This is a genomic window from Streptomyces sp. NPDC088732 (genome assembly GCF_044751205.1).
Classification (GTDB): domain Bacteria; phylum Actinomycetota; class Actinomycetes; order Streptomycetales; family Streptomycetaceae; genus Actinacidiphila.
In genome coordinates this window covers 29610-53048 of sequence record NZ_JBIVLI010000005.1, presented here as the reverse complement: position 1 = coordinate 53048, position 23439 = coordinate 29610, and the positions used below count along the sequence as shown (strand labels likewise).

Annotated in this window: 20 protein-coding genes; 4 read left to right on the top strand and 16 right to left on the bottom strand. The window is 73.1% G+C overall.

What is annotated here, in order from left to right; all coding sequences use genetic code 11:
• Positions 1-261: 261 nt before the first annotated feature.
• Together ACIP9H_RS10570 and ACIP9H_RS10565 are read right to left on the bottom strand one after the other, a co-directional pair.
• On the bottom strand, positions 262-1191 hold the full coding sequence (locus ACIP9H_RS10570) for an SCO0930 family lipoprotein (RefSeq protein ID WP_401592378.1): 930 nt from the start codon (positions 1189-1191) through the stop codon (positions 262-264).
• Positions 1192-1241: 50 nt separating this feature from the next.
• Entirely contained in the window at positions 1242-4196 is a 2955-nt protein-coding gene (locus ACIP9H_RS10565; protein WP_401958708.1) for an AfsR/SARP family transcriptional regulator, read from the bottom strand.
• Between the two features lie 165 nt (positions 4197-4361).
• Here ACIP9H_RS10565 and ACIP9H_RS10560 point away from each other — a divergent pair, with 165 nt between their 5' ends.
• Positions 4362-5297, top strand: coding sequence for a 1-phosphofructokinase family hexose kinase (locus tag ACIP9H_RS10560; protein WP_401958705.1), 936 nt, complete (start codon positions 4362-4364; stop codon positions 5295-5297).
• A 34-nt stretch (positions 5298-5331) separates the two neighbouring features.
• Here ACIP9H_RS10560 and ACIP9H_RS10555 read toward each other — a convergent pair whose 3' ends face one another.
• Positions 5332-6300: a carbohydrate-binding protein gene (locus ACIP9H_RS10555; RefSeq protein WP_401958702.1), complete on the bottom strand. Its 969-nt coding sequence runs from the start codon at positions 6298-6300 to the stop codon at positions 5332-5334.
• 214 nt (positions 6301-6514) lie between these two features.
• Here ACIP9H_RS10555 and ACIP9H_RS10550 point away from each other — a divergent pair, with 214 nt between their 5' ends.
• Entirely contained in the window at positions 6515-7552 is a 1038-nt protein-coding gene (locus tag ACIP9H_RS10550; RefSeq protein WP_401958699.1) for an SAM-dependent methyltransferase, read from the top strand.
• Positions 7549-8691 (top strand): NADH-quinone oxidoreductase subunit D, encoded by a 1143-nt coding sequence (locus tag ACIP9H_RS10545; protein ID WP_401592368.1) that lies wholly within the window; start codon positions 7549-7551, stop codon positions 8689-8691. The genes ACIP9H_RS10550 and ACIP9H_RS10545 overlap by 4 nt, the downstream gene beginning before the upstream one ends.
• Before the next feature lie 33 nt (positions 8692-8724).
• Here the strand turns inward: ACIP9H_RS10545 and ACIP9H_RS10540 are convergent, their stop codons facing one another.
• A complete protein-coding gene (locus tag ACIP9H_RS10540) occupies positions 8725-9693 on the bottom strand; it encodes a hypothetical protein (RefSeq protein WP_401592366.1) in 969 nt (322 codons plus the stop codon).
• A gap of 444 nt (positions 9694-10137) precedes the next feature.
• Here ACIP9H_RS10540 and ACIP9H_RS10535 point away from each other — a divergent pair, with 444 nt between their 5' ends.
• The gene (locus ACIP9H_RS10535; protein ID WP_401592364.1) at positions 10138-10737 is read left to right on the top strand and encodes a GPP34 family phosphoprotein; all 600 of its coding nucleotides are present in this window, start codon (positions 10138-10140) and stop codon (positions 10735-10737) included.
• Between the two features lie 42 nt (positions 10738-10779).
• Here the strand turns inward: ACIP9H_RS10535 and ACIP9H_RS10530 are convergent, their stop codons facing one another.
• The 12 genes from ACIP9H_RS10530 to dacB all read right to left on the bottom strand — a co-directional run bounded on the left by ACIP9H_RS10530 (position 10780) and on the right by dacB (position 23365).
• A complete protein-coding gene (locus ACIP9H_RS10530; RefSeq protein ID WP_401592579.1) occupies positions 10780-11274 on the bottom strand; it encodes a DUF3180 domain-containing protein in 495 nt (164 codons plus the stop codon).
• 50 nt (positions 11275-11324) lie between these two features.
• Complete coding sequence (gene folK, locus ACIP9H_RS10525) at positions 11325-11915, bottom strand: 2-amino-4-hydroxy-6-hydroxymethyldihydropteridine diphosphokinase (protein WP_401592362.1); 591 nt, start codon at positions 11913-11915, stop codon at positions 11325-11327.
• Positions 11912-12271 carry a dihydroneopterin aldolase gene (gene folB / locus ACIP9H_RS10520; RefSeq protein ID WP_401592360.1) on the bottom strand — a complete coding sequence of 120 codons (360 nt, stop codon included), beginning with the start codon at positions 12269-12271 and terminating at the stop codon, positions 11912-11914. The genes folK and folB overlap by 4 nt, the downstream gene beginning before the upstream one ends.
• A gap of 235 nt (positions 12272-12506) precedes the next feature.
• Positions 12507-12998: a nuclear transport factor 2 family protein gene (locus ACIP9H_RS10515; protein WP_401592358.1), complete on the bottom strand. Its 492-nt coding sequence runs from the start codon at positions 12996-12998 to the stop codon at positions 12507-12509.
• Positions 12999-13056: 58 nt separating this feature from the next.
• Positions 13057-13911, bottom strand: a complete 855-nt coding sequence (folP, locus tag ACIP9H_RS10510; protein ID WP_401592356.1) for a dihydropteroate synthase — start codon at positions 13909-13911, stop codon at positions 13057-13059.
• 33 nt (positions 13912-13944) lie between these two features.
• On the bottom strand, positions 13945-15573 hold the full coding sequence (locus ACIP9H_RS10505) for a phosphatidylglycerol lysyltransferase domain-containing protein (RefSeq protein WP_401958989.1): 1629 nt from the start codon (positions 15571-15573) through the stop codon (positions 13945-13947).
• Positions 15574-15887: 314 nt separating this feature from the next.
• Positions 15888-16496 carry a GTP cyclohydrolase I FolE gene (gene folE, locus ACIP9H_RS10500; RefSeq protein ID WP_401592354.1) on the bottom strand — a complete coding sequence of 203 codons (609 nt, stop codon included), beginning with the start codon at positions 16494-16496 and terminating at the stop codon, positions 15888-15890.
• A gap of 116 nt (positions 16497-16612) precedes the next feature.
• Entirely contained in the window at positions 16613-18664 is a 2052-nt protein-coding gene (gene ftsH, locus ACIP9H_RS10495) for an ATP-dependent zinc metalloprotease FtsH (protein WP_401592352.1), read from the bottom strand.
• Between the two features lie 193 nt (positions 18665-18857).
• Positions 18858-19397, bottom strand: coding sequence for a hypoxanthine phosphoribosyltransferase (gene hpt, locus ACIP9H_RS10490; protein ID WP_401592575.1), 540 nt, complete (start codon positions 19395-19397; stop codon positions 18858-18860).
• A gap of 36 nt (positions 19398-19433) precedes the next feature.
• A complete protein-coding gene (gene tilS, locus ACIP9H_RS10485) occupies positions 19434-20420 on the bottom strand; it encodes a tRNA lysidine(34) synthetase TilS (protein ID WP_401592350.1) in 987 nt (328 codons plus the stop codon).
• A gap of 245 nt (positions 20421-20665) precedes the next feature.
• Positions 20666-21838: a zinc-dependent metalloprotease gene (locus ACIP9H_RS10480; RefSeq protein WP_401958691.1), complete on the bottom strand. Its 1173-nt coding sequence runs from the start codon at positions 21836-21838 to the stop codon at positions 20666-20668.
• Between the two features lie 54 nt (positions 21839-21892).
• Complete coding sequence (dacB, locus tag ACIP9H_RS10475) at positions 21893-23365, bottom strand: D-alanyl-D-alanine carboxypeptidase/D-alanyl-D-alanine-endopeptidase (RefSeq protein WP_401958688.1); 1473 nt, start codon at positions 23363-23365, stop codon at positions 21893-21895.
• Positions 23366-23439 lie beyond the last annotated feature (74 nt).

Sequence of the window (23439 nt, the reverse complement as noted above, 5' to 3'; positions counted from 1 at the left end):
CGGCGGCCGGGCCGGGTGTGGGGCCCGCCGGCCGACGGGCACGAAGGTTCGTGCCTGCTTCGGCGATGTTCCTGGCGGAAGCAGCGCGTGGCGTGATCGTAAGCAGGCACCGATGCCGAAAAACTGACGCAATTCTGACCATCCGCGCCGCGCCCCCCCGGGCCCGGGCATGGCAACGACCCGCCGGGGCATCGCATGCCCCGCGCGGGCCGTCGACCGGACCCCCGGGCCGGCGCGGTCGCGCCGCCCGGGCCGGGACGGTCAGCCCTTGGCCGCCGGAACGGTCTTGCCGCGGTCGACCGTGATGTCCTTCTTGATCGCGAACCACACGCCCTTGACGTTCTGGCCGTTGGTGTCGCCGGGCTGGCTGTCGCCCTTGAAGGTGTAACCCGGCCAGCAGTTGAAGGCCTCCTGCGCGGTGCCGTTCGGCGTGTTGAAGGTGAACAGCGCCTTGGGGTCGAGGCCCGCCTTCTTGGCGTCGGCGGCGGTCACCGGGGCGGTGGGGGTCCACTTCTGCAGGCAGGTCGCGTCGCACGCGGTCTTCATCGGCCACGGCTCGTCCTTGGTGAACAGGTACAGCGTCCGGCCGTTCTTGTCCTGGAGGATCTTCCCGAGCTTCGGGTCGTTCAGCACGCCGAGGGCCGGGCGCTCCACACCGGCCTTCCAGCCGTCGGGCTCCGCGGCGTACCACACGCCCTTGACGCCCTGGCCGTTGGTGTCACCGGGCTGCGTGTCCTTGGCGAAGTAGTACAGCGGCTTGCCCGCGAGGGTGAGCTGCTTGGAGCCGTCGGTGCGGGTGATGGAGCCGAGCAGGTCCTGGTTCAGGCCCTTCGCGGTCTGCGTGTCGTCCGCGGGGACCGGCGGCCACTGCGCCGCGCAGTCGCCCTCGCAGCTCGACACACCGGGCGTGGTGTCCTTGCTGAAGACGTAGACGGTCCTGCCCTTGCCGTCCACGACGATCGTCTTGAGCTGGGTGTCGGTGCGCACCGCCAGCCCGGACGCCGCCTCCGTCACCGGCGGGGCCGACTCCGTGTCGCCCACGTTGGGATAGCCGGACACCGCGTTCACCACCGGCTGCTGCACCGCCGCGGGTGCTGCGCCCGTGCCGGTCTGCTGACCGCAGGCGGTGACAGCCGTCAGCGCCAGCGCCGTACCGGTCAGGAACAGGGCGTTCCGCGCGTTCTTGTTCATCGCACTTCCTCAGGTCCACCAGACGTCCGCTCCGGGCCGGAGCTACGCCGCTATACACGGACCCGTGGCACCACTGGGTTCAACCCGGTGCCGTGCAATTTTTCGCGCACCCCCCGGGCGTCGGGATGACCGATGCCCTCCAGGATCGCCAGCGCCTGACGCAGGGCGCCGGCCGCGCCGTTGACGGCACCGGCGGCGATGTGGGTGTCGGCGATGTGGACGAGGGTGTCGGCCTCCAGGTACCCGTCCCGGATCTCCCGGTACATCCGCAGCGCCCGCCGGAAGCAGTCCAGCGCCTGTTCGTAACCGCGCAGTTGGTGGTAGGCGCAGCCCAGGCTGTCCCACGCGGCGGCCTCGCCGTTGAGGTCGCCGGTCTCCTGGTGGATGGCCAGCGAACGGCGGCACTCCTCCACGGCCTTGTCGTACTCGCCGAGCAGCATGTGCGTCCAGCCGACCTCGTTGTGCACGCTTGCCTCGCCGTTGAGCTGCCCGGCCGCGCGGTACAAGTCGCCGGCGAGCCCGTAGTGGCGCAGCGCGTCGTCGTGCCGCCCGTGCCGGTTGGACAGGAAGGCCCAGTAGCGGTGGACCCGGGCCTGGCCGCAGGGCTCGCCGACCTCCCCGAACAACTGCAGCGCGCGCAGCAGGTGTTCGCGCGCACCCTCCCAGCGGTCCAGCCGCCCCAGCGCGAACCCGAGCGCCCGGTGCGCGTGCGCCTGGCCGAGGACGTCGCCCTGCCGCTGCGCCGCCGTGGTGGCCGTGGTCTGCGCGGTCCGCTGCTCCTGCCAGCGGCCGTTGCGGTCCAGGTACAGCTCCAGCACCACGGCCAGCCGCCAGCTGTGCGACCCGTCCCCGTGCCGGCCGTCCTGCTCGATGGCGGCCAGCAGCACGGACCGTTCGGCGTCGAGCCAGTCGGCCGCCGCGCGCTGGTCGGTGAAGCGCTCGGGCACGGTGTGCGCCGCAGGGCGGCGCAGCGCGAGCCGTTCACGGTGCGGGGCGAGCGCGGCGACGGCGGTGTGCGCACTGTGCAGGTAGTGGTCGAGCAGCCGGACCCCGGCCGCGGCCGCCTCCCCCGGGTCGTCGTGCTCGCCGGTCAGTTCCGTCGCGTACGCCCGCAGCAGCCCGTGCGAGGAGAACCGGCCCGGCGCGTTCTCGAAGAGCAGCTGCGCCCGGACCAGCTCCGCGAGCAGCGCGCGCGTCTGCCCGGTGCGCCGGGCCGCCAGACTCGCCGCGGCGGCCACCGAGCAGTCCGGCCCGGGATGCACGGCCAGCAGCCGGAACAGCCGGGCCGCCTCCGGGCTCAGCGCCTGGTACGACCAGGAGAAGACGCTGCGCGCGTCGCCCAGCGGCGGCTCACCGGTGAAGGCGTCGAGGCTGCCGTGGCTCTCCCGCAGCTCGTCGGCGATCGCGGACAGCGGGAAGCCCGGGTTCAGGGCCGCGCGGGCGCTGACGATGGCCAGCGCCAGCGGGAGCCGCCCGCACAGCGCCACGATCTCCGCGGTCGCCAGCGGTTCCCGGGCGACCCGTTCCGCGCCCAGCCGCAGCGCCAGCAGTTCCTCCGCGTCGTCCTCGCCGAGCAGGTCCAGGGTCAGGGAGCGCGCGCCCTCGGCGGTCACCAGCCCCTGGAGCTGATGGCGGCTGGTGACGACCGCCAGGCAGCCGGGCGCGGACGGCAGCAGCGGGCGGACCTGCTCGGAGTCGCGGGCGTTGTCCAGCACAACCAGCACGCGGCGGCCCGCCAGCAGGCTGCGGTACAGCGCGGCCTGCGCCTCCAGCCCCGCGGGGATGCGGCCGACCGGTATCCCGAAGGCGTCGAGCAGCGCGCGCAGCGCCTCGGCCGTGCCCATGGCGGCGCCCGTGAGGTGGAAGCCGCGCAGATCGAGATAGAGCTGGCCGTCCGGGAAGCGGTCGGCGACCTGATGGGCCCAGTGCACGGCCAGGGTGGTCTTGCCCACGCCCGCCATGCCGCTGATCACCACGGCCTGCGCCGGTTCCGCGGGGACGGGCAGCAGCGTCCCGGACAGCTCCAGCTCCGAACGCCGCCCGGAGAAGGCGGCGAGGTCCCGGGGCAGCTGCGCGGGGCGCAGCTGGGCCGCGCCGCCGGGGACGTCGTCCGCCGCGTCACCCGCCGGGGGCGCTGCGTCCCCTGCGTCTGCTGTGTCCGCTGGGTTCGCTGGGTTCGCTGGATTCACGACGGGGCGCGCGGGTGCCGGTACCGCCTCCGCCGGCGCCGCGCGGTCCACGGCCGTGCCGTCCAGCACCCGGTACTGCGCCTCCCGCAGCTCCGGACCCGGGTCGAGCCCGAGCTCGTCGGCGATCCGCAGCCGTACTCCCTGGTAGACCTCCAGCGCCTCCGCCTGGTGCCCGGTCGCGGCCAGCAGGTCGATCAGCCGGGCCTGGAGCACCTCGTCCAGCGGGTGGTGGGCGGCGGCCTGCCGCAGGGTGATCAGCACCCGCTCCGTCAGCGCGTCCCCCGCGGCCGGCGCATACCCGGCGGCCTCCTTCACGGCGACCAGGTGCTCGTTGTCCACGGCGGCGAAGACCGGGTGCGCCCGCACCTCGGGCGCGATGCCGGAGGCCGTCGGGCCCCGCCACAGCCCCAGCGCGTCGACCAGCAGCCCGGTGGCGCGGACCCGGTCGCCGCGCTGCGCCAAGTTCCGCGCCTGCACCCGCAGCGCCCGGAACTGCAGCAGGTCCAGCTCCGCCGGCTCCACCTCCAGCCGGTAGCCGCCCGCGTCACGGACCAGCCGGCGCGACGCGGAGCCGGTCGGCAGCCCGGGTTCGAGCAGCCGGCGCAGCCCGCCGATGTGCCGATGGACCACATTCACGGCGGTCTCGGGGGGCTCTTGGCCCCACAGGGCGTCCAAAATGGCGTGCAATGGCACCGGTTGCCCGCTCTGGGCCAGCAACAGGGCGAACAGGGCCCGCTGCTTCGGTGGGCCCAGCTTCACCTCGGCCCCGTCCCGCCAGGAACGGACCGGCCCGAGGATCTGGAAGCGCACCACCACCCGGCCAAGCTTGGCATGCTCGCGGGGCGGCGTCGCGCCCGGCGCCGGACGGCGGGCCCTCCGACCGGGACAAAGGCGGTCCGGCGGCAGCCGGGGGTCTGTGCCCGCGACCGTTCCTTTGGCATGATCCCTTCCCATCGCACCCGCTGTTCGAAGGGATCACGCGTGATCGTCACCGTCACGTTGAACGCCGCCATCGACGTGACCTACCGCGTCCCCCGGCTGCGGCCGCACACCACCCACCGGGTGTCGGAGACCGCCGAACGCCCCGGCGGCAAGGGCCTGAACGTCGCCCGCGTCCTGGCCGCGCTCGGCCACGAGACCGTGGCGACCGGCTTCGCGGGCGGCCCCGCCGGCGCCCTGCTGCGGGACCGCCTCGCCGCCGTGGACGGCGTCACCGACGCGCTCGTCCCCATCTCCGGCACCACCCGGCGCACGGTCGGCGTCGTGGACGCATCGGGCGGCGGCACGACGATGTTCAACGAGCCCGGCCCCACGATCACTTCGGAGGAGTGGACGGCCTTCCTCGGCGTCTACCGCAAGCTCCTGGACGACGGCGCGCGGGCCGTCGCGCTGTGCGGCAGCCTGCCGCCCGGACTGCCCGTCGGCTGCTACGCCGACCTCGTACGGGACGCGCGGGCCGCGGGCATACCCGTCCTGCTCGACACCAGCGGTGAACCGCTGCGGCGCGGACTCGCCGCCCGGCCCGACCTCGTCAAGCCCAACGCGGGCGAACTGGCCGGACTCACCGGGGCGTTGGAACCCCTGCGGGCCGCCCGCGACGCCCGGCGCCGCGGTGCCCGCGCCGTCGCGGCCTCGCTCGGCCCCGACGGCCTCCTCGTCCTCACCGAGGACGGCTCCGTGCTGCGCGCCCGCCCACCGGCGCCCGTCGCCGGCAACCCGGCCGGCGCGGGCGACTCCGCGGTCGCCGGCCTGCTGTCCGGTCTCGTGGAGGGACTGGACTGGCCGCGCCGGCTCGCCCGCGCCGTGGCGCTGTCGGCGGCGACCGTCGCCGCGCCGGTGGCGGGCGAGTTCGACCGCGCGACCTACGCGGACCTGCTCGGGCGGATCGAGGTCGGCGCGGAGGCCGAAGCGTGCTAGCCGAGCCGAGCCGAGCCGACCCCTCCCCGGCGGGTCAGCTCTTGTGCTGGCCCTCTTCCAGCCACATCCGGTCGAGGTAGAAGTTGCACTGGTTGCCCGCCTCGCAGGAGAGCGTCAGCGTGTTCTCGCCCTTGTTCAGGGCGATGTAGCTGAACGAGTTGGTCCAGCCGTGCTCGTAGTCGCCCGGCTTGGCGTTCGCGAAGTTCTTCAGGCTGATGGGCCGCGCCTGCTTCGAGCCGTTGACCGTTATGGTCGCGTTGCCGTCGGCGCCGGGGACGCTGTAGTCCACGAAGACGGTGTACGCGCCGTCGTCGGGCGCGGTGAACTTCCACGTGACGGTGGCGCCCGCCTTGTCCATCCCGGCGACGTACTTGCCGTCCGCGGCCTTGGCACCGGGCACGTCCGACGTGATGAAGGCGCCGCCCGACAGGGGCAGACCGGCCACGTCGGTCTTGCCGGGCAGCTCGCCGCCCGCCGCGTCGCTGGAGGAGGGCTGCGGCGTGTCGCCACCGGTGCCGGCGGTCGCGGTGGGCGACGGGGTGCCGCCCGCCTGCGCGTCGTCGCCGGAGCCGTTGGCCATGGCGACACCGATGCCGATCGCGACCGCCGCGACCACGGCGACGGCGCCGATCAGCAGGCCCTTGCTGTTGGGGCCGGTGGAGCGGGAGGCCGCGGCGCGGCGGCCGCCGCCGGGACCGGCGGGAGCGGGCTGCGGCATGGCCTGGGTCGCCTGCGGCTGCTGCCCGTAACCGGGCTGCTGCGGGGGCTGCTGGCCGTAACCGGGCTGCTGGGGCCGCTGCTGCTGGCCCTGCGGGTAGCCGTAGGCGGGAGGCTGCTGCTGCTGGCGGCGCTCGCCGACACGCTGGACCTGGTTGTACGACGTGCGGGGCACACCCGGCTGCGCGACGGACGTCTGACCCGCGTCCTCGCCGTCCTGCCGGTACAGGTACCCGAAGGGGTCGTCGTTCCCGGGCTCGGGGGCGCCGTTGTTGCCGGCCGTCATCCGCTCTTCACCTTCCACTGCCTATCGCTTGCACAGCCCTATCAGTGCCGGGAGACCCGGCATAAGGGAGTGCGCTCTCCGGATGGCCAATGTTCATGATCGATTCATCCGCGGCTGTCGCGGGCGGACACATCCCTGCCCCGGGTACCCTACCTGTCCGCACTGAGCGGCCGCGGGCCGCGAACCCTCCGAGATGCGCCCATACGGTGGAGCCGTGACCGAAGACACAACCCGGGGCGCGCCCCGGGAAGCGGACGAGTGGACGGGGTGGCGGGCGGCCACCGAGCGGGCGCTGTACGGGCCCGGCGGCTTCTTCCGGCGCGAGCGTCCCGCCGCCCACTTCCGCACCTCCGTGCACGCCTCGCCGCTCTTCGCCGGCGCCGTCGCGGAACTGCTGCGGCGCGTCGACGCCGACCTCGGGCACCCGGGGGAGCTCGCCCTCGTCGACATCGGCGCGGGCGCCGGAGAGCTGGTCAGCGGGGTTCTGGAGGCCTTCGGCGACCCGCGGCTGCGGGTCTTCGCGGTCGAAAAAGCGCCGCGGCCGGCCGGGCTCGACGCGCGCGTCCAGTGGTGCGCGGAGCCGCCGCGGGGGGTGCGCGGACTGCTCTTCGCCAACGAGTGGCTGGACAACGTACCGGTCGATGTCGCGCAGACGGACGCGCACGGCGTCGCCCGTTACGTCCTGGTCCGTGCCCGCGACGGGGCCGAGCGGCTGGGCGGCCCGGTGGACGGCGCCGACGCCGCGTGGCTCGACCGCTGGTGGCCGCTGACGGGCGCGGAGGAGGGGACGCGGGCGGAAATCGGCCGGTGGCGGGATGCCGCCTGGGCGGACGCGACCGCCTGCCTCGACGCGGGGCTCGCGGTCGCGGTCGACTACGGGCACACGGCGGGCACCCGGCCGCCGTACGGGACGCTCACCGCCTTCCGCGAGGGCCGCGAGATCTCCCCCGCCGTCCCCGACGGCTCCAGCGACATCACCGCGCACGTGGCCATGGACGCCTGCGCCGCCCCCGGCGCCGTCCTCACCACCCAGCGCGAGGCCCTGCACGCCCTCGGCGTCACGGGCGCCCGCCCCCCGCTCGCGCTGGCGTCCACCGACCCGGCCGGCTACGTCCGCGCCCTGGCCGGAGCGGGCCAGGCCGCCGAACTCACCGCCCCCACCGGCCTCGGCGCGTTCCTCTGGCTGAGCCTGGCCGTCCCTCCGGGCCGGGCCGCACAAGCGGCCGGTACGGGTGGGAAACTAGGCGCATGACGGAGACCACGATCGGGATCGGCGGCGCCGCCGAGGGCACGGACATGGTGCTGAACATCGGCCCGCAGCACCCCTCGACGCACGGCGTGCTGCGGTTGCGGCTGAAGCTGGACGGGGAGCGGATCAGCGAGGCCGAGCCGATCGTCGGCTACATGCACCGGGGAGCGGAGAAGCTCTTCGAGGCCCGCGACTACCGGCAGATCATCATGCTGGCCAACCGCCACGACTGGCTCTCCGCCTTCTCCAACGAACTGGGCGTCGTCCTCGCCGTGGAGCGCATGCTCGGCATGGAGGTGCCGGAGCGCGCGGTGTGGACCCGCACCCTGCTCGCGGAGCTGAACCGGGTGCTCAACCACCTGATGTTCCTCGGCTCGTACCCGCTGGAACTGGGCGGGATCACGCCGATCTTCTACGCCTTCCGCGAGCGCGAGGACCTCCAGGCGGTCATGGAGGAGGTCTCCGGCGGCCGCATGCACTACATGTTCAACCGCGTCGGCGGCCTCAAGGAGGACCTGCCCAACGGCTGGCACGGACGCGCCCGCGCCGCCGTGGCCCAAGTGCGCTCCCGCATGGGGACGTTCGACGACCTGGTGCTGGGCAACGAGATCTTCCGCGGCCGCACCCGCGGCGTCGGGGTGCTGGCGGCGGCCGACGTCCACGCGTACGGCGTCAGCGGCCCGATCGCGCGCGCCTCGGGCGTCGACTTCGACCTGCGGCGCGACGAACCGTACCTGGCCTACGGGCAGTTGCAGGACACCCTGGAGGTGGCGACCCGCTCCGAGGGCGACTGCCTGGCCCGCTTCGAGATGCTGCTGCACCAGACGCACAACGCGCTGGACCTCGCGGACGCCTGCCTCGACCGCATCGCCGAACTGCCCCCGGGCCCGGTCAACCAGCGGCTGCCCAAGGTGCTCAAGGCCCCGGAGGGCCACACCTACGCCTGGACGGAGAACCCGCTCGGGCTCAACGGCTACTACCTGGTGTCCAAGGGCGAGAAGACGCCGTACCGGCTGAAGCTGCGCTCGGCGTCCTACAACAACATCCAGGCGCTGGCCGTGCTGCTGCCGGGCACGCTGGTCGCAGACATGGTGGCGATCCTCGGCTCGATGTTCTTCGTCGTGGGCGACATCGACAAGTGACGCCGCCCCCGGCGCCGGCTCCGGGGCGCGGCGCTACGAGGACTGGGCGCGCAGCTCGCTGAGGTCGAGCTGCTCGGTCTCGTCGTGCGCGGTGAGGTCGATGACCTCGGCGCCCGCCTCGGCCGCGGCGTCGGACTGCAGCGCGGCGCGGGCCGCGACCGCCTCGTCCCCGACGACGTCGGCGAGGTCCGCCCCGGCGGCCCCGTCCGTCCCCGGCGGCAGCTCCTTCGGCTGGCCCTTGGCGTTCTTGGCCGTGCCGAAGAAGTCGAACCCGCCCTGGGTCCGGGAGGCCTGCTTGTGCGGCTTGGCGTACGGAAGGACGGCCGCGGCGACGGCGGGCAGCGCCTTGGGCTGCCGCACCGGCAGGGCCGGGTTGCCCGCGGGGCGCTCCAGGACGCCACGGGTGGCTGTGGCACCGTCCGCGGCGGCGTGCCGGCCGTGCTGCTCGTCGGAGTCCGCCACGTCGCGGCGGCGGGCCTCCTGGACGGTGGCGGCGGCCTGCTGGCGGGCGGCGTTGCGCGACAGGTCCTTGAGCGCCGCGGCGGCCTGCAGGTACGCGGTGGGGCCGAGGGCGTTCGCCGGCACCGCCAGGGCGGAACCGGCGGCCTGGACGGCCAGGACGCGGCCGTCCTCCAGCGCGCGGGCGCGCTCGGACTCGGCCGTGGCGTAGCGGCGCAGCAGATCGGCGTGCTCGGTGCGCAGCCGGGCCAGTTCGGCGCGCTTGCCGCGCAGCTTGTTCTCCAGCTTGCCGCGCAGGTCGCGGGAGTCCTCGAGGTCGACCTCCAGCTCCGCGATGCGCTCGTCGGCACGCCACTCGTCGCGCACGCGGGCGGTCTTGAGGTCGGCGACCTGCTTGCCGGCCGAACGGTCCCAGCTGCGCAGCAGGAAGGCACCGGCACCGGCGGACGCCGCGGCGCCGAACACGAACACATGGAGCAGCGCCGGATCACCGATCGCCAGACCACCGAGCGCGAGGGCCGCGGCGGAGCCGGCGACCGTCACGGGCGGCAAAAGCCTGTGCAGCGGTTGGGAATGACGGTGGCGTCCACGTGGCATGCCAAGGAACTTAGCGTGCCCGTGAGTCGCATGGGGCCCCGCCATCCGATTTCTCACTGAACATACAACGACAAATACGGAGGGCAGCCGCCCCGGCACAATGCGTGGCGCGAATGCCCGCCCCGAATGAATTCCGATCTTGCTCATCGCCGCGGCGCGCCCCGGCCCCGGGGAATTCCGCGGACTCCGCTTCGACCTGCTGTTTCGGCCCCGCGGGGCGGGCGGGACGGGCGCCCCGGGAAATTCGGCGGGGCCAGGGTGCGGCGCTGATCGCGATTAGCCGGACGTTCCGATCGGCGTCCGCCCGGGAAGATCACTGGCGGGCGGACGGCGGCCGCGTGACAATCGGCGGGAGGGCCGCCGGACGGCGTCCCGGCGGGGAGCCGTGAGATGACCACACCGCGGGATTTGCTGATCACCGCCTCGGAGCCGGCGTCCGGCCGCTCCGTCGAGCAGGGCGATCTCTCGCTCGCGCTCGCCGGGGCCGAGGCGGTCGACCTCCTGGCCGCCGGAGCCGTGACGCTGGCGGACGGCCGCCTGGTGCCCGGCGAGCGGTCCCCCCTGACGGACCCGCTGCTGGACGGTGCGGCGGCGGCGCTGAACCGCCAGGCGCCGTACGAGACGGTCGCCGACTGGCTGTGGCGCCGGGGCCGGGACCTCACATCGGTCTACCTGGCCGCGATGGAGGCGGAGGGCGAACTGGTGGAGAAGCGGCAGCGCCGCTGGGTGGTCCTGCACACGACGTCGATCGTGCCGGGCGACACCACTGCCCGCCGCCGTGCGGCGGCGCGCTGGGCGGCGGAGGAACCCGTCCTGGCCGGCCTCGGGGCGGCGGTCGGACTGCGGGACGGCGCGCCGCCGGCCGGCGATCCGGCGGCGGGCGTGCTCGCCGCCGTCGACAACGCGGTGGGCGAACTGTCCGCCGAACGCCGGCGCCGCGCGCGGCGGCAGGAGGACGCCCACGCGGAGAACGTCAGGCGCGGCTACTGACGGACTGAGGGGCGAGCCGTGCCGCGAGCCGTGCGGGCCCGGCTACGCGCGGTCGCCCATGACGCCGTTGCGGTGGTCGTCCTCGTCCTCGGGGAGCCGGCAGACCCGTTCCAGGAAGAGCGCGGCGGCACACACCGCGACGCCCGCGAGCACCGCCGCGCCGCCGTAGATCGCCTGGTCGCGACGGGGCTGGTTGTCGAGCTCGTACATGATCAGGAAAACGACCGCGCCGCCGTACATGCCCGCGACCAGAGCGGCCACCAGCGCACTCGCCTGGCCGAAGACGACCGCGCGGGCGGCCAGCAGCGGGTCCACACCCTTGGCGCCGGGGCGCCGCTCGCGCTGGGCCCGCAGCCGGGACCGCAGCGACAGCGCGGTGGCGGCCAGCACGACCGCGATCAGCGCCAGCACAATGGGGGCGGCCACGGGCACGCTGGGCAGCGTGCCCACCGAGTCCCAGAGCTTGGCGCCGGCCCAGGAAAGGACCCCGGCCACCACGAAGAGACCCACCAGGGTCCTGACACGCAGCGCCTTCACCGAGTTCTCGCTCCCCACATCGACGGACACAACGACGAAGTCGTCAACGATTACTCGGGCAGTCTGAGTTCCACGTCACCGCGCGACCAGACCGACTCGCGGCCCACACCCGCCAGCAGCCCGGCCACCGGGCCCGCGCCCGGCAACTCCGCCGCCGGGTCGATGTCGTGCCACGGCGCGAGCACGAACGCCCGCTGGTGCGCCCGCGGGTGCGGCAGGGTGAGCTCCGGATCCTCGGAGACCACACCCTGGTAGGCGACGATGTCGACGTCGATGGTCCGGGCCCCCCACCGCTCGGTGCGGGTCCTGGCGAAGGCGTCCTCGATGGCCCGGCCGCGCTCCAGCAGCGAGGAGGGCGGCAGGGTGGTCTTGATGAGCACCACGGCGTTGAAGTAGTTCGGCTGCGAGCCCGGCTCGACGCCCCAGGGCTCGGTCTCGTACACCGGCGAGACCCTCTTCACACGGACGCCCGGAGTGTCCTCCAGCGCGTCGACCGCTCCCTGGAGGGTCTCCAGGCGGTTGCCGAGATTGCTCCCCAGGGAGATCACGGCGAACTTGGGGTTCTGCAGCGTGGAGTCCGCCGCGTCGACCTGCGCGACAACGGAGGCCGGGACGGGCTGCACGGTGGGGTCGTAGCTCACGGGCGCCTCCGGATGATCGATACGGTCACGTCGTCAAAGGGCACGGTGATCGGGGCCTGCGGCTTGTGCACGGTCACCTCCACCTCCTCGACCAGTTCATGCTTGAGGCACTGGTCGGCGATCCGCTGGGCGAGGGTCTCGACGAGGTCCACCGGCTCGCCCTGCACGACGGCCACGACCTCCTCGGCGACGATCCCGTAGTGCACGGTCCGCGTCAGGTCGTCCGTCGCCGCGGCGGGCGCGGTGTCCAGTCCGAGGACGACGTCCACGACGAAGTCCTGGCCCTCGCGGCGCTCGTGCTCGAACACGCCGTGGTGTCCACGGGCTCTCAGGCCCCGCAGCGCGACTCGGTCCACGATGCACTCCCGCTGGTCGTCGAACGGACGGACGAAATTGACGAGGGGTGGAACGTAACAGTACGCCCTTTCTCGAATCTACCTGCGACCACCGACAGCCCTCCGGTACCGGGGCGGTACCGGGCCGGCCGGGGTCCGGACGACCCGCGCTTACCCCGTACCGGAGGCACCTACTCCGCCTCCGCCGACTTCTTGCCACGAACGGGTCACGAACGGCTGGCGCGGCGGGCGGTGTTCAGGCCGTGCCCTCCCCGGCGCCGTCGTCGCCGGCCCCGTCCTCCGCGTCGTCCTCACCCGCGCCCGCCATGACCGGGGAACCGTGGTGCACCCACAACCGCCAGCCCTCCGGTGTGCGCCGGAACACATTCGTGGCCACCACCAGACCGCCCACCAGCGAGCCCATGTCGCCCTCCTCCTCGGCGGGACCGCCGGTGAGGATGTTCTCGGTGCACGTCACGAGCGCGGTGTCCCCGTCGACGGCGACCTCCACGTCCGTGAGGAAGAACTGGATGTAGTCGGTGTTCGCCATGATCAGCGCGTACGAGCGCATCACCTCGCGGCGCCCGCGCAGCACCGGCCACCCCGGGTGCACCACCGACACCGTCTCCGCCAGCGGACCGGTCAGCACCAACTCCTCCAGCGCGTCCAGGTCCGAGCGCTCCACCGCGTCGTAGAACGCCTGGTTCGCCTGCTCGACCCGGGCCGCCTCGGCCGTGCGCGGCGTCACCGCGACACCCCCCGCACCACAGGGCCCCGCCCTTCTCCGGCCTGTTCCCGCCGCTCGCTCATCGCGCCCCCTCGATCGCCCGCGCCACGCGGACCGCGTCCGCACTGTCGTGCACCTCGTGCACCCGCACCGCCCACGCCCCCCGGCTCGCGGCGATCGCCGTCACCGCCGCGGTCGCCGCGTCCCGCTGGCGCGCCGGCGGCGGATCGCCGCCCTCACCGGCCAGCACCCGGCCGAGGAACCGCTTGCGCGAGGCCGCGATCAGCAGCGGGCGGCCCAGCGTCCGCAGGTCCTCCATGTGCGCGATCAGCGCGAGGTCGTGCTCGGCGTCCTTGGCGAAGCCCAGGCCCGGGTCGAGCACGATCCGCTCCGGGGCGATCCCGCCGGACACCGCGGCGTCGAAGCTGCGCCGCAGTTCGCCGGTGACCTCGCCGACCACGTCGGCGTAGACCGCGCGGTTGTTCATGTCGATGCTCTGGCCGCGCCAGTGCATCACGACGAACGGGCTGCCCGCGGCCGCCACGACCGGGATCATCGCCGGATCGGCGAGGCCGCCGCTCACGTCGTTGACCAGTGCCGCGCCCGCCTCGACGGCCTTCTCCGCGACCGCGGCCCGCATCGTGTCGACGCTCACCACGACCCCGGCCGCGGCCAGTTCCCTGACCACCGGGATGACCCGGCGCAGCTCCTCCGCCTCGTCCACCCGCGCCGCGCCCGGACGGGTCGACTCACCGCCCACGTCCACCAGATCGGCCCCGGCGGCCACCAGGTCCAGCCCGTGCTTGACGGCCAGCTCCGGGTCGAACCACTCGCCGCCGTCGGAGAACGAGTCCGGCGTGACGTTCACCACGCCCATGACCGCGCACCGGTCCCAGGACGGCAATCCGGCCACGTGGCCGCGCATCGTACCCATGAGGTCAGCCTAGGGGGCGGGCCGGACGGGCGGTCACCGCAGACGCCGGGAGGCCCAGACGGGGAGGGCCAGCGTGACGAACCCCTCGGCCTGCATCGCGGCCAGGCCGATCCGGGGGAGGTCCTTCGTGGCGCGGAAGACCAGGAAGCGCGGCACCCACTCGGGCTGGAACTTGGCGTTGAACTTGTACAGCGACTCGATCTGGAACCAGCGCGACAGGAAGACCAGCAGCCCGCGCCAGGTGCGCAGCACCGGCCCCGCGCCCAGCCGCTCCCCGCGCGCCAGCGCGGAACGGAACATCGCGAAGTTCAGCGAGACCCGCCGCACCCCGATCTCCGGCGCCCGTTGCAGCGCCGCGACGATCAGCAGCTCGTTCAGCCCCGGGTCTGCGGCGCGGTCGCGCCGCATGAGGTCCAGGGACATCCCGTCGGTCCCCCAGGGGACGAAGTGCAGCACCGCCCGCAGTTCGCCGTCCGTGTCGTAGGCCGTCGCCACCACGCACGCGTCGTCGGACGGATCGCCGATGCGGCCCAGCGCCATCGAGAAGCCGCGCTCGGTCTCGGTGCCCCGCCACGCGTCGGCCGCGCGCCGGATCGTCTCGCGTTCGTCCTCGTCCAACTCGCCCACCCGGCGCACCTTGCACACGTAGCCGGCCCGCTCGATCCGCTTCACCATCTGCCGCACATTGCGCATGGCCCGCCCGGACAGCGAGAACGCCGCCGTCTCCACGACGGCCTCGTCGCCCAGTTCCAGCGCGTCCAGCCCGGTCTCCCGGGTCCACACCTCGCCGCCGGTCTCGCTGCACCCCATCACCGCGGGGATCCACGCGTGCGCGCGGGCCTCCGCCATGAACCGCTGTATCGCGCCCGGCCAGGCCTCGACGTCGCCGATCGGGTCGCCGCTGGCCAGCATCACCCCGGACACCACGCGGTAGCAGACCGCCGCCTTGCCGCTCGGGGAGAACACCACGCTCTTGTCCCGGCGCAGCGCGAAGTGCCCGAGGGAGTCCCGGGCGCCGTGCCGGGCCAGCAGGCAGCGCAGCCGCTCCTCGTCCTCCTCGGTCAGTTCGGCGACCGGGTGGGCGGGGCGCAGCGCCAGGTACGCGGTGACCGCGGCGGTCAGGAAGCCGAGCCCGCCCAGCGAGTACGCGACGACATCGGCCGCCTGGTCGGTGGTGTAGCTGACGGGTCCGTCGAAGCCGAGCAGCCCGTACAGCACCTCGGTGAAGCGCTGCGCCACCGTCGGGTCGCCCATCTCCGCCGCCGGGTGCGCGCTGACGATCACCAGCCCGAGCAGCACGCTCAGCCCGCTCAGCCCCGTGAACGCCGCCACCGCCCGCCACCGGGTGCGCGGGTCCCCGAGCGCCGAGAACTCCGCCCGGTACCGGATCAGCAGGGCCAGCAGGAACGCCGACAGCACCGCCCCGCCCAGGGAGTGACGGTGCAGCACCTGCGCCACCCCGCCGATCGGCAGCAGCACCACCGCGGCCCGCCAGGCGCGCTTCTTCCCCCGCTTGAGTCCGTGCGCCAGCATCAGCACGAGGATGCCCGTCACCACGGCCGCCGCGGCGGCCACCGAGGTGACGGTCCCGGGGACCACCCCCGCCAGCACGTGCATCCGGCTGTGCCGGAACCGCGGGAAGATCCCGGCCGCCAGGTCCATCAGCCCGACGAGGGCGCACGCCGTCCCGACCGCGCGAGGGGACGCCGCCGCGGGCAGCACCGAGGGAAGCCTCCGCCCGGCCCCCCGGGAAACCCGGACGCCGGGCTCTTCCTCTGCGACGACAGACATGGCCCCACCAAGTTCCAGCGCTGCGGAAATGTGCCGTACGCCCGACTCGCGTACGGAGATGTGCGCCCTGTAGGACGTGAACTCCCGCCCGCGGGTTCCGTCGGTGGCACAACCGTGTCCCCCCGGAGACCTTCCCGTCCGGGGGGATGCCCGCCGGACGCCGCCGGCGATCAGCTCGGTTCAGCTCAGCGCGACATGATCATGCTCATGGCCTCGGCCCGCGTCGCGGGGTCGCGCAGCTGCCCGCGCACGGCCGAGGTGAGGGTCTTGGCGCCGGGCTTGCGGACCCCCCGCATCGTCATGCACATGTGCTCGCACTCGATGACCACGATCACACCGCGCGGTTCGAGTATCCGCATCAGGGACTCCGCGATCTGCGTGGTCAGCCGCTCCTGCACCTGCGGGCGGCGGGCGAAGACGTCCACCAGCCGCGCCAGCTTGGACAGCCCGGTGATCTTGCCGTCCGCCGACGGGATGTAGCCCACGTGCGCGACGCCGACGAACGGGACCAGGTGGTGCTCGCAGCTGGAGAGCACCTCGATGTCCTTGACCAGGACCATCTCGTCGTGACCGAGGTCGAAGGTCGTCGTCAGGACGTCCTCCGGCTCCTGGTAGAGGCCGGCGAAGATCTCCCGGTACGAGCGGGCCACCCGCGCCGGGGTCTCCCGCAGACCCTCACGGTCGGGGTCCTCGCCCACGGCGATGAGGAGTTCGCGGATCGCGTTCTCGGCACGTTTCTCGTCGAACTCGCCGATGGGGCTCCGCTCGCCCTCAAGGGTCACCGGGTCGGTCATCTGTGCCTCGTTCCTCGTACGCCGTACCACGCGGGAAAAGCCGCGCCCCCCAGGATAGAAACCTGGGGGGCGCGGCGGACATTCCGGTGAACGTGAGCGATCCCACGCCGGGGGCGTCAGCCCTCGGTGCCGGGCTCCTCCGGGAGCTCGACGCTCTCGGTCGCCTTGCTCAGCGAGCCGGCCGCGGTGGCCGTGCCGTTGGCCGACGGCTGCGTGCCGTTGGTCAGGGCGAGCTCCTTGGGCGAGAGCACGGGCGGGCGGGTCGACGGCGTACGCCGCGACGAGCCCGTCCAGGCCGGACGCGCCGGACGCTTCACGATCTGCTTGAAGACCTCGGCGATCTCCTCCTTGTTCAGCGTCTCCTTCTCCAGGAGGGCCAGAACAAGGTTGTCGAGGACGTCGCGGTTCTCGACCAGGATCTCCCACGCCTCGTTGTGCGCGGTCTCGATGAGCTTCTTGACCTCTTCGTCGACCAGCCCGGCGACCTCTTCCGAGTAGTCGCGCTGGTGCGACATCTCCCGGCCGAGGAACGGCTCGCCGTCGCTCGTCCCGAACTTGATCGCGCCCAGCCGCTCGGTCATGCCGTACTGGGTGACCATCGCACGGGCCGTGGCGGTGGCCTTCTCGATGTCGTCCGCGGCACCGGTGGTCGGGTCGTGGAAGACCAGCTCCTCCGCCGCGCGGCCGCCCATGGTCATGGCCAGCCGGTCGAGCATCTCGTTGCGCGTGGTGGAGTACTTGTCCTCGTCCGGCAGCACCATGGTGTAACCCAGGGCACGGCCGCGCGACAGGATCGTGATCTTGTGGACCGGGTCGCTGTTCGGAGAAGCCGCCGCGACCAGGGCGTGTCCGCCCTCGTGGTACGCGGTGATCTTCTTCTCCTTCTCGGACATGATCCGGGTGCGCTTCTGCGGGCCGGCCACGACGCGGTCGATGGCCTCGTCCAGCATCGAGTTGTCGACCAGCTTCTTGTCGCTGCGCGCGGTGAGCAGCGCCGCCTCGTTGAGGACGTTGGCCAGGTCCGCACCGGTGAAGCCGGGGGTGCGGCGGGCGACGGCCTTGAGGTCGACGTCCGGCGCGACCGGCTTGCCCTTCTGGTGCACCTGGAGGATCTCCAGGCGGCCCTGCAGGTCCGGACGGTCGACGGCGATCTGCCGGTCGAAGCGGCCGGGACGCAGCAGCGCCGGGTCCAGGATGTCGGGCCGGTTCGTGGCGGCGATCAGGATGACGCCGCCCTTCACGTCGAAGCCGTCCATCTCGACCAGCAGCTGGTTCAGCGTCTGCTCGCGCTCGTCGTGACCGCCGCCGAGGCCCGCGCCGCGGTGCCGGCCGACGGCGTCGATCTCGTCGACGAAGACGATGGCCGGGGCGTTCGCCTTGGCCTGCTCGAACAGGTCGCGGACCCGGGAGGCACCGACACCGACGAACATCTCGACGAAGTCGGAACCGGAGATCGAGTAGAACGGGACACCCGCCTCGCCCGCGACAGCACGCGCGAGCAGCGTCTTGCCCGTTCCGGGCGGGCCGTACAGCAGTACGCCCTTGGGAATCTTGGCACCCACGGCCTGGAACTTGGCCGGCTCCTGGAGGAACTCCTTGATCTCCTGGAGCTCCTCGACCGCCTCGTCCGCGCCCGCGACGTCGGCGAAGGTGGTCTTCGGGGTGTCCTTGGTGATCAGCTTGGCCTTGGACTTCCCGAAGTTCATGACCCGGGAGCCGCCGCCCTGCATCTGGTTCATCAGGAACAGGAACACGACGACGATCAGCACGAAGGGCAGCAGCGAGAGCAGGATGCCGACGAAGGCGTTCTGCTTCGAGGGAGCGACGGTGTACCCCTGCGGGAGCTGGCCGTTCTCCGACTTCGTCTGCAGCGTCTTCGCGATGTCGACGCCCTGGTCGCCGATGTAGCTCGCCTTGATCTTCGAGGAGCCGAGGTCCTTGCCGTTGACCTTGGCGCCGTCCTTGAGCTGGACCTTGATGGTGCTCTCGTCACCTGTGGTCAGCTCTGCCGACTTGGCCTGATTGGTGTCGATCGCCGCGATGACCTGGCCGGTGTCCACCGTCTTGTAGCCGCCGGACGAGCCGACGACCTGCATCAATACGACCACGGCGAGGACAGCCAGCACGATCCACATGACTGGCCCACGGAAATAGCGCTTCACGTCCATCCATGCGGGGCGATCACGCCCCGTCCCTCCTGCCACAGTGAGGCACAGCGGCCGGAGAGCCGCCGGTGCATCCGGTGTATGAACCGACCTTCGGACGGTACCCCAGCATTGTCACCCGAAGTCGCCGGAGACCGTTAACAAACAGCGTTACCACCCTCCAACGCCGCGGAGGGCGTGAGGGTTCCCGCCGGCCTCAGCCGCCGTACACGTGCGGCGCAAGTGTGCCGATGAACGGCAGGTTCCGGTACTTCTCCGCGAAGTCGAGGCCATAGCCGACCACGAACTCGTTCGGGATGTCGAATCCGACGTACTTCACATCGATCTTGACCTTGGCGGCGTCCGGCTTCCGCAGCAGCGTGCAGACCTCCAGCGAGGCCGGACGGCGCGAGCCGAGGTTGCTGATCAGCCAGGACAGGGTCAGACCGGAGTCGATGATGTCCTCGACGATCAGGACGTCGCGGCCGGCGATGTCGGTGTCCAGGTCCTTGAGGATGCGCACCACACCGGACGACTTGGTGCCGGCGCCGTACGAGGACACGGCCATCCAGTCCATCGTCACGTGCGAGGACAGGGTGCGGGCGAGATCCGCCATGACCATCACCGCGCCCTTGAGGACGCCGACGATGAGCAGGTCCTTGCCTTGGTAGTCCCGGTCGATCTTCGCCGCCAGCTCCGCCAGCTTGGCGTCGATCTCTTGCTTGGAGATGAGCACCTTCTCGAGGTCGGTGCCCATGTCGTTCTCGTTCACCCGTACAACTTCCGGCTCGGTCTACAAGGCCTGGAAGAACAGTCTGCCATTGCGCCGCCCGACGGCGACTCCGCCCGGCAGGTTGAGCGGCTTCTGACCGCGCCAGGCGGTGAGCAGGCGGTCGGTCTCCTCGATGTGGCGGGCGAAGAGCGAACCGGGCGGGGAACCGGCGGCGACGGCCGCGCGGCGCAGGACCCGGCGGCGAACGGCGGGGGGGAGCACGAGCAGACGGGAGATCTCCAGGCCGCCCTCGGCAGCGGCGGCGGACCGTTCCGCCTCGGCGGCCCACTGGTCGAGCGCGTCCGCGTCGTCGCGGGAGAGCTGGGCGGTGCGCGCCAGCGCCTCGACGACGCCCTTGCCGAGGGACTTCTCCAGCACGGGCAGCGCCTCGTGGCGGACGCGGGAGCGGGTGTAGGCCGGGTCGTGGTTGTGCGGGTCCTCCCACACATCGATGCCCTGCGCCAGGCAGGCCTTGCGGACCGTGTCCCGGTCGAGCAGCAGGAACGGCCGGCGGTAGCGGCCGTTGACCGACGGCATCCCGGACAGCGACCGGATGCCGGAGCCGCGCGCCAGCCCCAGCAGCACCGTCTCGGCCTGGTCGTCGCGGGTGTGCCCGAGCAGCACGGCGGACGCCCCGGAGCGCTCTGCGGCGGCGTCGAGGGCCGCGTAGCGGGCGTCGCGGGCCGCGGCCTCGGGGCCGCCCTGGCGGCCCACGGTCACGGCGACCGCGTCCACGGGGTCCAGGCCCAGGCCGCGCAGGCGGGCGGCCACGTCCACGGCGCGGACGTCCGAGCCGTCCTGGAGACCGTGGTCGACGGTCACGCCGCCGGCGCGCACGCCGAGCCGGGGGGCCTCGAAGGCGAGCGCGGTGGCGAGTGCCATGGAATCGGCGCCGCCGCTGCAGGCGGCGAGCACCAGCGGGCTGCCGCCCTGGTGGTCGGTCAGGACGTCCTGGAGTACGCGGCGGACCGCGAGGCGTATCGCCGCGACCGCGGGGTGGGGACCCATGTCCGGTTTCCCTCCTGAAGAGCACTGGCGGAGCAGTGGAGGCAGTGGAGACGGTGGAGTGACGCAGGGTAGCTAGATGGTGACAGACAGCGTGCGATACCCGAGCATTGCACGCTTACGCTGCGCCGACGGTCCCTCGGACGGGTGAAAGGGCTGGCGAAAAGACGGGCAAGGGGCGGCTGGATCAACGGCTGGGGCCGGGGTGGGGTAACGGGTGCGCCCGGGGCGCGGACGCCCCGGGCGGATCAGGTCTCGGTCCTGCGGTGCACCCGCGACACCCAGTCCGCCGGTTTGGCGATCTCCAGCTTCGTCGGCAGCGTGTTGGGCGAGGTCCAGATCCGGTTGAAGCCGTCCATGCCCGCCTGGTCGACCACCGCCCGCACGAAGCGCTCGCCGTCCCGGTACTGGCGCAGCTTGGCGTCCAGCCCCAGCAGCTTGCGCAGCGCCTGGTCCAGCCGGCCCGCGCCGCTCTGCCGGCGGCGCTGGAACTTCTCGCGGATCTCGGCCACCGACGGCACCACGTCCGGGCCGACGCCGTCCATCACGTAGTCGGCGTGCCCCTCCAGCAGCGACATCACGGCGGTCAGCCGGCCCAGGATCTCCCGCTGGTTCGGGGTCTGCACGAGGTCGATCAGGCTGGGGCCGTCCTCGGGCGCGGCGTCGATCGCCTCCTCCTCGGCCTCGGGGCGGCCGCCGGAGAAGGACTGGAACGCCTCGCGCAGCCGCTCGATCAGCGTCGAGGGGTCGATCTCGGTCTCGCCGAGGAAGGCCTGAACCTCCTGCTCGATGTGGTCGCGCAGCCACGGCACGGCCGTGAACTGCGTGCGGTGGGTCTCCTCGTGCAGGCAGACCCAGAGCCTGAAGTCGTGCGGGTCCACGTCGAGTTCGCGTTCCACGTGGACGATGTTGGGGGCCACCAGCAGCAGCCGGCCGGTGCGCGGCTCGCCCGGCCCCGGCACGGCGGGGCCGGCCGGCATGTCCCGGGAGGCCGGGGCGAACGTCTCGTACTGGCCGAGGACCCGCGAGGACAGGAAGCTCAGCAGCATCCCGACCTCGACCCCGGTCACCTTGCCGCCGACGGTGCCGAGCACGGCGCCGCCCGGGCCCCCCGGCTTGCGGGCCTGCATCTTGTCCAGCAGCGGCTTCAGCACCTCGCGGAAGCCGGCCACATTGGCCTTGATCCATCCGGGGCGGTCCACGATCAGGACGGGCGTCCCGGCGTCCGTGGGCTCCTCGTCCCCGAACATCCGCGTGAACGCCCGTACGTGGGCCTCCGACTCCTTCGCGTACCCGCGCAGTTCCGCGACCACCGCGCGCGCCTCGTCCCGGCTGACCTCGGGCCCGGGCCGCACGAAGCGGGTCGCGGTCGCGACCGCGAGGTTCCAGTCGACCATCTCCGCACCACCGATGCTCGTCATTCCTTCACGGTACGTGCTGTCCCCCGCGCCCGGGAGCGTTCGCGGGGTGTCGGGTCAGCCGTGGCAACCGCATCGGGCCACCGCGGAGGCCAGCCGGTCCAGGGCGCGCTGCGCCGACGCGGGACTGGTGGTCCCGTTGGTGAGGAAGGCGAACGCGACGAGCCGGCCGTCGGCGTTCACGACGGTGCCGGCCAGGGTGTTGACCCCGGTGAGGGTGCCGGTCTTGGCGCGGATGACGCCCATGCCGCCGTCGGCGTCGCCCGCGGTGAAGCGTTCCTTCAGCGAGCCGGTGAAATGGGCGACCGGCAGGCCCGTCAGAGTGGGCCGCAGCTCGGGGTACTCGGGGTCGCCGGCCAGCACCAGCAGCCGGGCGAGCTGGTCGGCGGTGAGCCGGTCCGCCCGGTTGAGACCGCTGCCGTCGGTGAACCGGGCCCCCTTGAGCGGGATCCCCAGCTCGCGCAGGGCGGAGGAGATGCCCTGCGCCCCGCCGCCGAAGGAGCCGGGCAGCCCGGCGGCGAGGGCGGTGTGCCGGGCCAGGGCCTCGGCGATGTCGTTGTCGCTGTTGGTGAGCATCCGCTCGACCAGGTCCGACAGCGGCGCCGAGCGCACCACGGCCAGCCGGTCGGCGGCGCTCCCCTTGGGCGCCGAGCGCCGGTCGACCGTCCCGGTGACCTTCACGCCCCGGTCGCGGAGCATCCCCGCGAAGGCCGTCGCCGCCTTGGCCGCGGGGTCCCAGACGCGGGCCGCCGGGCCCTTCCAGCTCTTGCCGTCGACGCGGCCCTCGTCCGCCATGAGGGCGTCGACCGGGGCGATGTTGTCGTTGTGGCCGATGGGGTGCAGGGCGGGCCCGCTGTAGAGCGACGTGTCGTACGACAGCCGCACGGTGCGCGTGCCGCGGGCCTTGAGGGCGCTCGCGGTGCCGTCGGCGAGGGTGCGCAGCGACGCCGCCGTGTAGCCGCCACCGGCGGTCTTGCGCGCGGTGAGGGTGGGATCGCCGCCGCCGACCAGGACCACGCGGTCGTCGCCGTCCGCGACGACACCGGTGGTGAGCCGGTGGTCGGGTCCGAGCAGCGACAGCGCGGCGACCGCCGTGGCGATCTTCGTCGTGGACGCGGGCACGGCCGCGGCGGTCTCCCGCCGGCCCCAGACCCCCTCACCGGTGGCCGCGTCGACGACCGCCCCGGTGGTCAGCGGGCCGAGCGCCCGGTCCTTGAGCAGCGGGGCGAGCCGGCCGGCGAGGCCCCCGCCGCCCGGCGGCACCGCCCCCCGCGTGCCCGCGGCGGCCGCCAGCACCTCGGGCGCCGGGACGGGCACGGCGGCCCCCTTGCGGCCTCCCGCGGCCTTCCCGGGCGGCTGCCCGGCCGAGGCCCGCTCCCCGGGCTTTCCCTCCCGGGAGGCGGCTCTCACCCTTTCGGCCGTACGCTGGCCTGACTCCCACGGTCCCGCGAGGGCCACCGCTGTCAGCGCCACGGCGAGGCCGGCGGCGGTCGACCCCGCCACCACCTGCCAGTTCTTGGAGACGGGCACCCCGGACCAGCCCCTTTCGCGACCACACACAAGCGTGGGAGACACTTAATCACCAGAAGTATGTGCTGATCATG

Excerpts from the sequence above, each read along its gene's own strand:
- ftsH (WP_401592352.1), bottom strand. The coding sequence starts at position 18,664 with ATGGACGTGAAGCGCTATTTCCGTGGGCCAGTCATGTGGATCGTGCTG.
- ACIP9H_RS10480 (WP_401958691.1), bottom strand. The coding sequence starts at position 21,838 with ATGACGAGCATCGGTGGTGCGGAGATGGTCGACTGGAACCTCGCGGTC.
- ACIP9H_RS10570 (WP_401592378.1), bottom strand. The coding sequence starts at position 1,191 with ATGAACAAGAACGCGCGGAACGCCCTGTTCCTGACCGGTACGGCGCTG.
- ACIP9H_RS10555 (WP_401958702.1), bottom strand. The coding sequence starts at position 6,300 with ATGACGGCCGGCAACAACGGCGCCCCCGAGCCCGGGAACGACGACCCC.
- tilS (WP_401592350.1), bottom strand. The coding sequence starts at position 20,420 with ATGGGTCCCCACCCCGCGGTCGCGGCGATACGCCTCGCGGTCCGCCGC.
- folP (WP_401592356.1), bottom strand. The coding sequence starts at position 13,911 with ATGGGTACGATGCGCGGCCACGTGGCCGGATTGCCGTCCTGGGACCGG.
- folE (WP_401592354.1), bottom strand. The coding sequence starts at position 16,496 with ATGACCGACCCGGTGACCCTTGAGGGCGAGCGGAGCCCCATCGGCGAG.
- hpt (WP_401592575.1), bottom strand. The coding sequence starts at position 19,397 with ATGGGCACCGACCTCGAGAAGGTGCTCATCTCCAAGCAAGAGATCGAC.
- ACIP9H_RS10535 (WP_401592364.1), top strand. The coding sequence starts at position 10,138 with ATGACCACACCGCGGGATTTGCTGATCACCGCCTCGGAGCCGGCGTCC.
- ACIP9H_RS10545 (WP_401592368.1), top strand. The coding sequence starts at position 7,549 with ATGACGGAGACCACGATCGGGATCGGCGGCGCCGCCGAGGGCACGGAC.
- ACIP9H_RS10505 (WP_401958989.1), bottom strand. The coding sequence starts at position 15,573 with ATGGACCTGGCGGCCGGGATCTTCCCGCGGTTCCGGCACAGCCGGATG.